The organism is Candidatus Palauibacter scopulicola, from assembly GCF_947581915.1.
GTDB lineage: Bacteria > Gemmatimonadota > Gemmatimonadetes > Palauibacterales > Palauibacteraceae > Palauibacter > Palauibacter scopulicola.
The window spans coordinates 12,667-25,790 of record NZ_CANPWG010000030.1 but is presented as its reverse complement, the minus strand read 5'-3'; the positions used below and the strand labels follow the sequence as shown (position 1 = coordinate 25,790).

The following is a 13,124-nucleotide window of genomic DNA, read 5'->3' as shown; positions in this document are numbered from 1 at the left end:
TGAGGTGCAGTGAACGGAGATCCCAGAGTCAACGACAAGATCCGGATCAGCCCGATCCGGCTCATCGACGAAGAGGGCAATCAGCTCGGCATCGTCGCGACGGACGAAGCTCGCGCCCTCGCGGCCGAACGCGGGCTCGACCTCGTGGAGGTTGCGCCTGCCGCGCGACCGCCCGTCTGCCGGCTCATGGACTTCGGAAAGTACAAGTACGCGCAGGCGAGGAAGGCGCGGGAAGCGAAGAAGAAACAGCACATCATCCACGTCAAGGAAGTGAAGCTGCGGCCGAAGATCGAGGCGCACGACATCGACTTCAAGATGCGGCACGCGCGCAGGTTCCTCGGCGATGGCGACAAGGTGAAATTCACGCTCATGTTCCGGGGCCGCGAGGTCACGCACCCGGAACGCGGGCGGCGGATCCTCGAGATGGTGAAGGACGAGTTGGAGGACATCGCGGTGGTGGAGTCGGACATCTCCCACGAAGGTCGCACGATGACCATGCTGATGGGACCGCACCGCACGTAGCAGCCACGGGCTGCTGACACTCCAAGACGACGACTCCGTCACGGACGGCAAGAGACGGAGCTGAACCGGAGCATACGCAAGATGCCGAAAATGAAAACGAACCGGTCGGCCGCGAAGCGGTTTCGAAAGACCGGCAGCGGGAAGTTCCGGCGCCGGCGTGCCTACCACAGCCACATCCTGACGAAGAAGAGCCCCAAGCGTAAGCGTCGGCTCCGGCAGGGGACCCTTGTGGCGAAAGCGGACGAGAAGCGGGTGAAACGGCTCCTGGGAACCTGATTCGGGCGCCCGTTCGCCCATTCCCGGGACAGTACCCGACAGTCTCAGCATCAGGAATCAGGAGGTGCGGTCATGCCACGCGCGACGAGCAGCGTTGCACGCAACCGTCGAAAGAAGAAGATCCTCAAGGAAGCCCGCGGCCAGTTCGGGGCGCGGTCCAAGCTCTATCGCACGGCGAAGAACTCCGTCGAGCGCGGCTGGGCCTATGCCTACGTCGACCGGCGCAGGAAGAAGCGCGACTTTCGCCGCCTGTGGATCGCCCGCATCAACGCCGCGGCCCGGCAGAACGGTATCTCGTATTCCCGGTTCGTCAGCGGGCTGAAGAGCGCCGGCGTCGACCTCAACCGCAAGGTGCTCGCGGACCTCGCCATCCGGGATCCGGCCGCCTTTACAAAGCTCGTCGAGGTGGCCAAAGCGCACGGCCCATGACCGCGGGCGGAGCGTCTCTCCTCGATCGGCTCGCGGCTATCGAGGGGAAGGGGCTCACCGCGATCGGGGAGGCCGCGGACTCCGCCGCGCTCGAGTCCGCCCGCGTCGAATACCTGGGCCGTAACGGTCAGCTGGCTGACGTCATGTCCCTCATCGGCACCGTCGAACCCCCGGCCCGCCGTGACGTCGGTCAGCGCGCGAACGCCGTGAAGACGGTGCTGCGCGGCGCCCTCGAGGAGCGGGCGAAGGCGCTGGAGAGCGCCACCGCCGGGCCGAGCGCCCGCATCGACCTGACCCTTCCCGCCCGCGGGCGCTGGGTTGGCGGCCTGCACCCGGTGACCCGGGTCATCGACGAGATCTGCGAGATCTTCGCCGAACTCGGCTTCACGAGCGTGCTCGGCCCCGAGATCGAGTCCACGTGGTACAACTTCACCGCGCTCAACATCCCGCTCGATCACCCTGCCGCGGACATGATGGACACCTTCTACCTGGACAGGGATGTCGTGCTGCGGACGCACACTTCGCCCGTCCAGGCGCGCGTGATGGAGGCCTTCCGGCCGCCCGTCCGCGTCGTCGTGCCGGGGCTCGCGTACCGGCGCGACTCCTTCGACCCCTCGCACGCTCCCGCCTTCGAGCAGATCGAGGGACTCGCGGTCGACGAAGGCGTGGATTTCGTGGAGTTCCGCGCCGCGATCGAGCACTTCGTGCACCACTTCTTCGGCCCGGGAACGAAGAGCCGGTTTCGGCCGTCCTTCTATCCCTTCACCGAGCCTTCGGCGGAGGTGGACGTGTCGTGCACGGTGTGCGCCGGCAGCAGCTGCTCGACCTGCAAGCGCACGGGCTGGATCACGATCATGGGAAGTGGGATGGTGGATCCCTCGGTGTTCGAGGCCGTGGGCTACGACCCGGAGCGCTACACGGGCTATGCATTCGGGATGGGACCGGCCCGCATCGCGATGGTGCGGCACGGGATCCCCGACATGCGGCTCCTCTATGAGGGGGAGATGAGCTTCTTACAGCAGTTCGCATGAACATCTCGTTCAACTGGATCGACGAACTGGCCGGACTGCGCGGGGAGTTGCGCGACCCGCGGGTCCTGGCCGAGCGCCTGACGATGACCGCCGCCGCGGTGGAGAAGATCGAAACCGTGGGCGGGGGGTTGGACGGGATCGTCGTGTCCCGCGTCCTCGAGACCCGTCCGCACCCGAACGCGGACCGCCTCACGCTGTGCAGGGTGGACCGGGGCGCCGGCGAGGTGCTCGACGTGGTGTGCGGGGCACCCGTCATCGCCACCGGAGGCTTCTATCCGCATGTGGCGCCCGGCGGCGAACTCCCCGCCGGCTTCCGCATCGAGAGCCGGACGATTCGCGGCGAGTTGAGTCACGGCATGCTGTGCTCGGAGGCCGAACTCGAGCTGGGCCGCGACAAGGGGGGCATCATGCGTCTCGCGGACGGGCTCGAGCCGGGAACGCCGCTCGCGGCGGCGCTGGGCCTGCCCGACACGCGTCTCACGCTGGACCTCAATCCGAACCGGGTCGACCTCGCTTGCCACATGGGTGTCGCGCGGGAGGTGGGAGGGCCTCCGGCGCCGCGCGACTTCGGGGGACCGGTGTGGTCGCCCGAGTGGCGGGACGGCGAGTCCGAGGCGAGCGGCGCCGGCGTCACGGTCCGCATCGAGGATCTCGACCGGTGTCCCCGCTACATGGCCGCCGTTATCCGGGGGGTCCGGGTCGGGCCGTCGCCGCCGTGGCTAGCGGGCCGGCTCCTCGCGGTGGGAGCGCGTCCGATCAGCAACGTGGTCGACGCGACGAACTACGTCCTCCACGAACTGAACCAGCCTCTGCACGCCTTCGATCTCGCGCGGCTGGGCGGATCGGAGATCCGCGTGCGTGCGGCCGTGGCGGGAGAGCCGCTGACGACGCTCGATGGCCAGGAGCACAAGCTGACGCCCGGCCAGACCGTGATCGCGGATCGCGATCGCGCCATCGCCTTCGCGGGTGTGATGGGCGGACTCGACACGGAGGTGACGGGGGACACGGTCGACTTGCTCATCGAGTGCGCGTCATTCGATCCGGCCGGCGTGCGGCGGACCCGCACCGGTGCCGGGCTCTCCACCGACGCGTCCTACCGCTTCGAGCGGGGGATCGATGTCCACGCCCAGGAGCGGGCGCTCGCGCGCTGCGTGGAACTCATTCTCGCGACGGCTGGCGGCGAGGCGGACGTCATCGGCATCCGTGCGGGCCCGGCCCCGGCGCCGGCCCCGCCGATCGACGTTCGCGTGAGCCGCGTGAACCAGGTCCTCGGCTTCGGCCTCGACGGGGCGGCGGTCCGCGCGGCGCTCGCGCCGATCGGCTTCGAGGCCCTCCCCGGCGCGGACGGCGGCGATGGCGCGAACGGCCCCGCCGACCTGCTGCGCGTCGCCGTGCCCGGGTGGCGCACCGACGTCGCCCGGGAGATCGATCTCGTGGAGGAAGTCGCCCGCCGCGTCGGCTATGACGCCGCGCCGGGCCAGGACCGCAGGTTCCGGCCCAGCGCGGTACCGGCGGATCCACGGGTCGAAAAAGCGGCCCGAGTGCGGGAGTCACTCACCGGACGCGGACTCCTCGAAGCGCGCAGCCTGAGCTTCATGCCGGAGGATTTCCGGGGGAATCGCGCCGTCGTCTCGGTGCCGAACCCGCTCTCGGCCGAGGAGAGTTGCCTTCGCTCGGCCATGGTCCCCGTGCTGCTGCGGCGGCTGGAACACAACTATGCGCGCGGCAACCGCAACGTGCGCCTGTTCGAACTCGGCACCGTTTTCGGATACGGGGCCGGACCGGAAGAGGAGGAGGCCGGGACCGGCCGTTTCGAGGAGTCCGGCCGAGTGGGGGCCGTCGTCGCCGGAGCCCGGCGTCCCGATCACTGGTCGGGGCCGGGGCTCGACTTCGACCTGTGGGATCTCAAGGAGATCGCCGGGTCGTTCGCGGATCGTCTGTGCGGGGCGACGCTGGAGCCGCTCGAGGGTGTCGCGGACGCGCCGGAAGACGGGACGTCTCTCATGGGGCCGTGGCTTTCCCCCGGAGGGTTCCGCGCAGTGAAGGACGGCCGCGTGATCGGCGTCGCGGGGGCCGTGGAAGGCGCGTCCCTCGACGCGCCTCCGTGGGCCGCACCCGCCTTCGCCCTCGAGTTCGATCTCGCCGCCGTCGAGGGTCGGACGGTGCCCGCCTATCGGAAAACGTCGCCGTTTCCGGCCGTGCGCCGGGACCTCTCGATGACGGTGCCGCGCGGCGTGCCCGCCGCGGACATCGAGCGCGCGGCGAGAGAAGCGACGTCCCATCTCCTGCGTGACGTCCGCCTCTTCGACGTCTACTCGGGCGAAGAGATCGAGGGTGGCCGCCTCGGTCTGGCATGGACGTTTCGCTTCCGGGCTCCCGACCGTACGCTCACGGATCGGGACGTCGAATCGGAGATGTCCGCCCTTTCCAAAGCCCTGGAGAAACGGTTCGGTGCCAGAATCCGGAGGTCCTGACCGGCAACGGGAAGTCGAACGTCTGCTCGACCGCCTCTCTCGGGCGGCGGGCAGGGTCGAGACCCATTGGGAGGAAGCCCGGGTCGTCCGCACGAGTGGACCGGCGACCCCCGACATCGAAGAGCGATTCAAGGCGGTGACGGCGGAGAACCGCCGCCTGCGCGAGTTGCTGGCCAAGGCCAGGGAAAAGGCCGTGCGACTGCGCAATCGCCTCGCTCATGTGGAGGATGAAGTATGACTTCAGCGGATGATTCACCCCCGATCGGCGTGACGATCTTCGGCGGTCGATACCGGATTCGGACGGACCGGGGCGAGGCGCACACACGGGCGTGCGCGAAGTACGTGGATGACGCGATTCAACGCGCGCACATGACGGGTGTGGCCGAACCCCACCGCGCCGCGATCCTTGCCGCCCTCGAGATTACCGATGAACTCCTCCAGGCCCGCAGCGAGGTCGAGCAGCTCACGGCCGCCGTCGCGGCGCGAGTCACGGAGGTGACCGACCGGCTTGAATCCATCGCAGGCAATACCGCGCCGTAGGTCCTTCGTCGCTTCGGCCGAACCGGAGTCCGGCCGTTCGATGGGTGACGACCCTCCGCTTGCGGCGTGCAGATTCCGGAGCAACGTTTCCTGACCTGAGTTAGCGGGAATCGGTGTTGTGCTGTCCGTAAGGCGGCTTCGCAAGAGCGTGGCCCCAGCTTCAGATAGATGATCGGCCGGAGCGCATCGTTCCGTCCGATCTGAGCGGCATGCACCGGTGGATGAGTCCGCCGGTTTTTTTGTTCATAGATGGTTCGAGGAGTGGAGTCTGGCGATGCTGGAATCCATCACCGTGCCGATGATGCTGCTGGCCATCGCGGGTCTCGTGGCGGGGGGCGTCGCGGGGATCCTGATCGAGCGGCGGGGACTGCGCCGGGCGCGCGGCCGCCTCGAGAGCGACGGCCGGAACATCATCGAGTCCGCGAAGCTGGAGGCGGGCAGTCTCCGCAAGGCGGCGGAACTGGCGGGGCGCGAGGAGGCGCAGCGGCTCCGGGAGGAATCGGCCCGGGAAGCGGAGCGCCGGCGCGCCGAGTTGGAGCGGCTGGAGCAGCGGACGCTGGAGCGGAGCGAGACGCTCGAGCGGAAGCTCGAGAAGATCGACCAGCGGCAGGAGCGGGTGGATCGCCGCCGCGAGCAGATCGAGGCGGAGCGCGGCGAGCTCGACACGCGGGCGAAGGAACTCGTCGACCGCGAACGGGAACTCGGAAGGCGCATCGAGGAGATCGCGGGCATCAGCCGGGAAGCCGCGCGCCGCGAGCTGGTGGGCCAGATTCGCGACCAGGCGCGCGCGGACGCCGCGCAACACGTGCGGGAGGTCACCGAGCGGGCCCGGACCGAGGCCGAACGGGAAGCCCGCAAGATCATCTCCCAGGCGATCGAAAAGCTCTCCGTCGATCACTCCTCCGAAGCGGCCGTCTCGGTCGTTACGCTCCCCAGCGACGACATGAAGGGCCGGATCATCGGGCGCGAGGGCCGGAACATCCGCTCCTTCGAGGCGGCCACCGGCGTCGACGTCGTGGTGGACGATACGCCCGAGGCCGTCATCCTCTCCTGCTTCGATCCCGTCCGCCGCGAGGTCGCGCGGCTGGCGATGGACCGCCTCGTCGGCGACGGCCGGATCCACCCCGGCCGCATCGAGGAGGTCGTGGAGAAGGCGCGGGAAGATGTCCAGACGACGATGCGGCAGGCGGCCGACGAGGTCCTGTACGAACTCGGCATCCACGACCTGCATCCGAAGCTCCGCGAAGTCCTCGGCGTCCTCCGCTTCCGGACCAGCTACGGCCAGAACCAGTTGCAGCACGCGCACGAGGTCGCGCTCATCGGCGCGACGATGGCGGCGGAGCTGTCGCTCGATGCGCAACTGGTGAAGCGAATGGGCCTGCTGCACGACATCGGCAAGGGGCTCACGCACGAGAAGGAGGGGAGCCACGTCGAGATCGGCTACGATCTGTGCAAGCAGTGCGGCGAGAAGGACGGGGTGCTGAACGCGATCCGCGCGCACCACGGCGAGGAGCCCGCCCGCTATCCGGAGACCTTCCTCGTCACGGCGGCGGACGCGATCTCGGGCGCCCGCCCCGGCGCCCGGCGGGAGTCGTTTGAGCACTACGTGAAGCGATTGGAGAAATTGGAGGAGATCGCGAGTTCCTGGGACGGGGTCGAGAAGGTCTACGCGATCCAGGCGGGGCGGGAGATCCGGATCATGGTGACTCCGGACAGGGTCTCCGACGAGGAGATGGCGAGGCTGTCGGAGCGGACGGCCCGCCGCATCGAGAACGAGTTGCAATATCCGGGGCAGATCAAGGTCGTCGTCGTGCGAGAGTCGCGAACCGTGGACTTCGCACGCTAACAACCACGCGAACAGCGGAGAGAATGGATGACGGCGCAGCTCATCGACGGGAAGCGGATCGCGGCCGAGATCCGGGCGGAAGTGGCGGAACGCACGCGGGCCCTTGCGGAGCGGGGGATCCGGCCCGGCCTCGGTGTCGTCCTCGTCGGCGAGGATCCCGCCTCGCAGGTCTACGTGCGGATGAAGACGCGGGCCTGCGAAGAGGCCGGAATCCACGCCCGCGACATCAAGCCGCCCGCCGACATCGGCCGCTCGGAACTCCTCGGCATCGTAGACGACCTGAACGCCGATCCGGCGATCCACGGGATTCTCGTGCAGCTCCCCCTGCCTCGACACCTCGATGAACGCGAGGTGACGGAGAGGATCGACCCCGGCAAGGATGTCGACGGGTTCCATCCCGTGAACCAGGGGCGAATGTCCCAGGGGGACGCGAGCGCCTTCCGACCCGCCACCCCCGCCGGCGTGCAGGAACTCATCCGGAGAACGGGCGTGGAGACGTCCGGCGCCCACGTCGTCATCGTCGGTCGCTCGAACATCGTCGGCATGCCGATGTCCCAGATCATGCTGCAGAAGGAACCCGGGGCGAACGCCACGGTGACCGTGGCCCACAGCCGGACCGCCGACCTCGGCGCCGTGACGCGTCAGGGGGAGATCCTCATCGTCGCCGTCGGCGTCCCCGGCATCGTCCGCGGCGACATGGTGCGGGAGGGCGCCGTCGTGATCGATGTGGGCGTGAACCGGGTGGAGGATCCGACGACGGAACGAGGCTATCGGCTCGTCGGCGACGTGGCGTTCGACGAGGCGGCGGAGCGCGCGAGCTGGATCACTCCGGTCCCCGGCGGTGTGGGGCCGATGACGATCGCCATGCTCCTCCGGAACACCGTGAGGTCGGCGGAGCGGACGGCGAGCCTCGCCGCGGCGGGCACGGTGGCCGCGTCAGGTTGAACGTGACGCGTCAGGCCTCGCTGTTCGGCGCGGCGGAAGTCCGCGACGGCCGCTCGCCGGAGGGCGCGATCACCGTGTCCGACCTGAACGAGGCGGCGCGCGGCGCGCTGGAGAAGCGGTTCGGCGACCTCTGGGTGCGCGGCGAAGTGACGAACTGGAACCGCTCCCCCGCCGGGCACCGCTACTTCTCCCTCCGGGACCAGGAGCGGGACGCCAGCGTCGCCTGCGTCTTCTTCCGGGGGGATGCCTGGCGCCTGCCGGCGGACCCGGAGGACGGCATGGAGGTGTTCGTCCACGGCCGTCCGACCCTCTACGCTCGGCAGGGCCGGTTCCAGTTGCGCGTGCGCGCCCTCGAGGCGGCGGGCGAGGGGTTGTGGCGGATCGCCTTCGAGCGGCTCCGCCGGCAGCTGGCGGCGGAGGGCCTGCTCGATCCGGAGCGGAAGCGTGCATTGCCCGCATTCCCTCGCCGCGTGGGCGTCGTCACGTCGCGCGGGGGCGCGGCGCTTCACGACATCATCACGGTGCTTCGACGGCGGGCCCCCTGGGTCGACATCGTCGTGCGCCACTGCCGCGTGCAGGGCGAGGGCGCCGCCGCCGAGGTGCGGGCCGCCCTTGGGCGTCTCGCGGACTGGGATGCGAGCGATCCGGACCGGACGCTCGACGCGATCATCCTGAGCCGGGGCGGCGGGTCTGTGGAGGATCTGTGGTGCTTCAACGAGGAGGCGGCGGTTCGAGCCGTCGCGGCGAGTCCGGTGCCGGTGATCTGCGCGATCGGGCACGAGGTCGACGTGACTCTGTGCGAGTTGGTGGCGGACCTCAGGGCGCCGACGCCGTCCGCGGCCGCGGAACTCACGGCGCCCGACATCGGGAGCGTCCGCGCCACGCTCGATGTGGCGGGAAGAGGTCTGGCCCGCGGGCTGCGCCGGCTCATCGTGCGCGGGAGCGACCGCGTGGAGGCGCTCGCGCAGCGCCTGCCGGCCTCCGCGGGACACGCGCGCGACGTTGCGAAGCTGCGCCTGGACACGATGGCGGCCCGTCTCCCGGCAGGGATGGAGCGCGTGCTCGCCCGCTCGCGTACACGGCTCGCCGGACTGGCCGCATCGATCGACGCGCGGAGCCCGCTCAAGACCGTGGCCCGCGGCTACGCCGTCGCCACGGACCTCGATGGACGCCGCCTCACGCGGATCGACGACTTCACGCCGAGCCAGCGCTTCCGCCTGCGGGTCGCCGGGGGACAGGTCGCGGCGACGACGGATGCCGTGGAACGCGACGCGGCGGACCCGGCCGCCGGGGAGCCTGACGCATGAGCGAGCCGTTGAAGGAGTTCGAATTCGAGACGGCGATCCGGGAACTGGAAGGGATCGTCGCCCGCCTCGACCGCGAGGGCATCGGCCTGGACGAGGCGATCGCCCTCTTCGAGCAGGGGATCGAGCGTCTCGGCGAAGCGCGGCGCTGGCTTGAGACGGCGAGCGGCCGGGTCGAGGAACTCATCGCTTCGTCTACGGGGAGACTGGAGGCGAAGCCGCTGGAAGGCGCGGAAGCGCCGGACGGGACGCCGGACGACCGGCCGGACGGCGAACCGTGATCCTCGCGCTCCACGAACTGCGTGCCGCCATCGATGACGAACTTGAGGGCTGGCTGTCCGAGACGCTGCGGGGAACGGGCCCGATCGCGGACCCCATCCGGTACGCCGTGCTCGCGAAGGGGAAGAGGATCCGGCCTCTTCTCTTCGTGGGGGCCTGGGAAGCCGCGGGCGGCGCCACCGGGCCGGGCGCCGGAAACGGCGCGCGCGCGCTCCATCGCGTGGCGCTGGGGCCCGAACTCGTCCACACGTACTCCCTGATCCACGATGATCTCCCGTGCATGGACGACGATGACCTTCGCCGAGGGCGGCCGACGGTGCATGTCAGGTACGGGGAGCGCGCCGCGGTCATGACGGGCGCGGCGCTGCTTCCGCTCGCGATGCGCGCCGTGGCCGAGGGAGCGGCGGGCCTGAAGCTGCCGGATCCCGTCGCGGGCCGCCTCATCGGAGTCCTCACCGCGGCGGCCGGCAGCGATGGCATGGTCGGAGGACAGCTCCTCGACCTCCTCGCCGAGAAGAGGCGCGTCAGCTTCGAGACGCTCGAGCGCATCCACCTCGGCAAGACCGCGCGCCTCATCGCGGCCTGCTGCACCATGGGCGGCGTCGCGGCGCGCGCGTCCGAGGAGACGGTCAATCGCTTGACCCGCTTCGGGACCGCGATCGGACTCGCATTCCAGACGGTCGACGATATCCTCGACGTGACAGGATCCTCGGCCCGCATGGGGAAGGTCGGCGGACGGGACGAAGCTCTGGGAAAGGCGACGACACCATCGGTCCTCGGTCTGGAGGGAGCGAGAGCGCGCGCGGAAGAGTTCGGCCGCGAGGCGCTGGGCGAGATTTCGCCGCTCGCGGCCGCGAACCGGCTGCGCGAAATCGGACGCCTCGTCCTCGACCGCGACCGTTGAGCCGCCCGTGAAGTTCTTCATCATCGGCATCGCCGATCACCCGGAACTCGAGCCGCTCCTTCAGCGCGTCGAGCGGAAGGCGGGCGAACTCGGGGTCTCGCTCATCTTCGAACCGTCGCTCGCGCGGACGGCGAGCCGCGACTCCGCCGCACCGGAGGAGATCGAGGGGGATGTCGCCCTCGTCCTGGCACTCGGAGGGGATGGAACGCTGCTGCGGGCGGCTCGTCTGGCGGCGCCCCGCGGGATCCCCGTGCTGGGCTGCAACCTGGGGCGGCTCGGGTTTCTCACGATGGTGTCGGAGGCTGAACTCGAGGCGGCGATGTCGATGGTGGCGGGCGGGGAGTACGCGCTCGAGAAGCGGCTCGCCCTCCGCGTCCGCGTGGTGCCGAACGGGTCCAGCGGGCCCGACGGACAGAGCTTCTACGCGATCAACGACGCCGTCATTCACAAGAGCGGCTTCGCCCGCCTGATCGGGCTGCGCGTGCGGGCCGACGACGACGAAGTGGGACACTACAGCGCCGACGGCATCATCCTCGCCACGGCCACGGGCTCGACGGCCTACAGCCTCTCCGCGGGCGGCCCCATCGTTTCGCCGACGATGGAGGGCATCGTCGCGACGCCCATTTCGCCGCACACCCTTGCCGTGCGCCCGGTCGTGTTTTCGGGGGACACGCGGATCTCCGTCGAACTCCTCTCGGGGGACCACGACCTGCAACTGACCGTCGACGGACAGCCGGGCTGTCGCCTGTCGGTGGGGGATCGCGTGGAGGTCGCCCGCTCGAGACACGCCGTGGGGCTGGTCCGGCTGCCCCGCCACTCGTTCTTCAGCGTCCTGAGGCGGAAGCTGCGGTGGGGCGACGTCCGCGAGCACCCCGCGCCCCTGTCCGGGGGGGACGGAGAAGAACCAGAGTGCTGAGGGAGCTTCGCGTCCGGAACTTCGCCGTGGTCGAGGAAGCCACCCTTGAATTCGGACCGGGCCTCAGCGTGCTCAGCGGCGAGACGGGAGCGGGGAAGTCGCTCCTCGTCGAAGCGCTCGCGCTCCTCGTCGGAGGGCGGCCGTCGCAGGACATGATCCGGGCGGGCGCCGGGTCCGCCCGCATCGAGGGCCGGTTCGAGATCGAGGACATCGAGGGACTGCGGACGCTGTGCGAGGACGCGGGCGTCGATCACGAGGACGGCTGGCTCATCCTGTGCCGCGAGTTGCGCCGCGAGGGCCGGCACCGGTCATGGGTCAACGGCTCACCGTCCACGGCCGGGAGGCTGCGCGAGTTCGGTGGCCGGCTCCTCGACCTCCACGGTCAGCACGATCACCAGCGGCTCCTGGATCGCGCGTGGCAGCGGCGGATCCTGGACGCCCACGGCCGGCACGAGACGCTGGCGGCCCGGACGGCGGCCGCTTACGGACGGGTGCACGGCATCGAGGGGCGCCTGGAGGACACGCGGCGCGCGGCGCGCGAGGGGCGTGAACGGGCGGACTACCTGCGCTTCAAGCGGGACGAGATCGCCGCAGCCGGGCTCGAACCGGACGAAGATGAGGCGCTCGAGTCGGAGGCCCGCCGCCTCTCGCACTCCGAAGAGCTGATCGAACTCTCGGGCTCGCTGCACCACGGGCTATACGAGGCCGAGGGGTCGATCGTCGACCGGTTGGGCGAGTTCGCGGCGCGCCTCGAGGCCCTCGTCGCGATCGACCGCGAGGCCGGCCCCTTCCGCGACCTGCTCGAGGCGGCGCTCCGCAACGTGGAGGAGCTTGGCCGGAGCCTGGCTCCCTACCGCGACGCGATCGAGCACGACCCTCGACGGCTCGACGAAATCCGCGTCCGGCAGGACCTCCTCTACCGGCTCAAGCGCAAGTACGGCGGCACGCTGGAGGATGTGATCCGCGCGGGCGTGGAGGCGCGGCGCGAGTTGGAAACCGTGCGAGGGGCCGATGAAGAGATCGAGCGCCTCGAAGCGGCGCGGGAGGCGGCGTCCGCCGAACTGGCCGCGCTGGCGTCCGAACTCTCCGACCGGCGCCGACTGGCGGCCCGCGCGCTCGCCGAAGCGGTGACGGCCGCGCTCCCCGAACTCGGTCTCCGGGGAGGCCGTCTCGAGATCGCGCTCGACGCATACGGCGACATCCGGGCGACCGGCGCCGAACGGGTGGAGTTTCTCGTCTCCCTGAATCCGGGTTTCCCTCCGGCGCCGCTGCGGCGCGTGGCCTCGGGAGGAGAGATGAGCCGCCTCATGCTCGCGCTCGAGACCGCCCTCATCGAGGTGGACGACCTGCCGGTGCTCGTGTTCGACGAGATCGATGCGGGGATCGGGGGAGAGGTGGCGCACCGCGTGGCGGCCCGGCTCGTGCGGCTCTCGGCCGCGCACCAGGTGCTCGTCGTCACGCATCTCGCGCAGATCGCGGCGCGCGCCGACGCCCACTACTCCGTCGGTAAGGTCACGGAAGCCGAAGGCGCGCGGACATCGGTCCGCGTGCTCACCGGCGGAGAACGCGTCCACGAAGTCGCTCGCATGCTCGGCGGCGACCCCGCCAGCCACGCCTCGCGCGCCCACGCCGAGGAGCTGCTCGCCGGCCGGCTGTAA

The 13,124-nt window shown here is 70.2% G+C and carries 14 protein-coding genes; all 14 read left to right on the top strand.

What is annotated here, in order from left to right; translation table 11 throughout:
- The first annotated feature begins 9 nt into the window (after window positions 1-9).
- The 14 genes from infC to recN all read left to right on the top strand — a co-directional run bounded on the left by infC (window position 10) and on the right by recN (window position 13,124).
- Window positions 10-522 carry a translation initiation factor IF-3 gene (gene infC, locus RN743_RS05885; RefSeq protein WP_310777473.1) on the top strand — a complete coding sequence of 171 codons (513 nt, stop codon included), beginning with the start codon at window positions 10-12 and terminating at the stop codon, window positions 520-522.
- Window positions 523-603: 81 nt separating this feature from the next.
- Complete coding sequence (rpmI, locus tag RN743_RS05880; RefSeq protein ID WP_310777472.1) at window positions 604-798, top strand: 50S ribosomal protein L35; 195 nt, start codon at window positions 604-606, stop codon at window positions 796-798.
- Between the two features lie 72 nt (window positions 799-870).
- Window positions 871-1,227: a 50S ribosomal protein L20 gene (gene rplT, locus RN743_RS05875; RefSeq protein WP_310777469.1), complete on the top strand. Its 357-nt coding sequence runs from the start codon at window positions 871-873 to the stop codon at window positions 1,225-1,227.
- Window positions 1,224-2,258, top strand: coding sequence for a phenylalanine--tRNA ligase subunit alpha (gene pheS, locus RN743_RS05870; protein ID WP_310777466.1), 1,035 nt, complete (start codon window positions 1,224-1,226; stop codon window positions 2,256-2,258). The genes rplT and pheS overlap by 4 nt, the downstream gene beginning before the upstream one ends.
- Entirely contained in the window at window positions 2,255-4,732 is a 2,478-nt protein-coding gene (gene pheT, locus RN743_RS05865; RefSeq protein WP_310777463.1) for a phenylalanine--tRNA ligase subunit beta, read from the top strand. The genes pheS and pheT overlap by 4 nt, the downstream gene beginning before the upstream one ends.
- Window positions 4,710-4,970 carry a hypothetical protein gene (locus tag RN743_RS05860; RefSeq protein WP_310777461.1) on the top strand — a complete coding sequence of 87 codons (261 nt, stop codon included), beginning with the start codon at window positions 4,710-4,712 and terminating at the stop codon, window positions 4,968-4,970. The genes pheT and RN743_RS05860 overlap by 23 nt, the downstream gene beginning before the upstream one ends.
- A complete protein-coding gene (locus tag RN743_RS05855) occupies window positions 4,967-5,272 on the top strand; it encodes a cell division protein ZapA (protein ID WP_310777458.1) in 306 nt (101 codons plus the stop codon). Before RN743_RS05860 ends, RN743_RS05855 begins: the two co-directional genes overlap by 4 nt.
- 274 nt (window positions 5,273-5,546) lie before the next feature.
- Entirely contained in the window at window positions 5,547-7,118 is a 1,572-nt protein-coding gene (rny, locus tag RN743_RS05850) for a ribonuclease Y (RefSeq protein ID WP_310777456.1), read from the top strand.
- A gap of 27 nt (window positions 7,119-7,145) precedes the next feature.
- Window positions 7,146-8,063: a tetrahydrofolate dehydrogenase/cyclohydrolase catalytic domain-containing protein gene (locus tag RN743_RS05845; protein ID WP_310777453.1), complete on the top strand. Its 918-nt coding sequence runs from the start codon at window positions 7,146-7,148 to the stop codon at window positions 8,061-8,063.
- A 2-nt stretch (window positions 8,064-8,065) separates the two neighbouring features.
- Window positions 8,066-9,370, top strand: coding sequence for an exodeoxyribonuclease VII large subunit (gene xseA, locus RN743_RS05840; protein WP_310777593.1), 1,305 nt, complete (start codon window positions 8,066-8,068; stop codon window positions 9,368-9,370).
- The gene (xseB, locus tag RN743_RS05835; protein WP_310777450.1) at window positions 9,367-9,648 is read left to right on the top strand and encodes an exodeoxyribonuclease VII small subunit; all 282 of its coding nucleotides are present in this window, start codon (window positions 9,367-9,369) and stop codon (window positions 9,646-9,648) included. The genes xseA and xseB overlap by 4 nt, the downstream gene beginning before the upstream one ends.
- Window positions 9,645-10,550, top strand: coding sequence for a polyprenyl synthetase family protein (locus RN743_RS05830; protein ID WP_310777447.1), 906 nt, complete (start codon window positions 9,645-9,647; stop codon window positions 10,548-10,550). The genes xseB and RN743_RS05830 overlap by 4 nt, the downstream gene beginning before the upstream one ends.
- 7 nt (window positions 10,551-10,557) lie before the next feature.
- Window positions 10,558-11,466, top strand: coding sequence for an NAD(+)/NADH kinase (locus tag RN743_RS05825; RefSeq protein ID WP_310777444.1), 909 nt, complete (start codon window positions 10,558-10,560; stop codon window positions 11,464-11,466).
- The gene (recN, locus tag RN743_RS05820; protein ID WP_310777441.1) at window positions 11,460-13,124 is read left to right on the top strand and encodes a DNA repair protein RecN; all 1,665 of its coding nucleotides are present in this window, start codon (window positions 11,460-11,462) and stop codon (window positions 13,122-13,124) included. Before RN743_RS05825 ends, recN begins: the two co-directional genes overlap by 7 nt.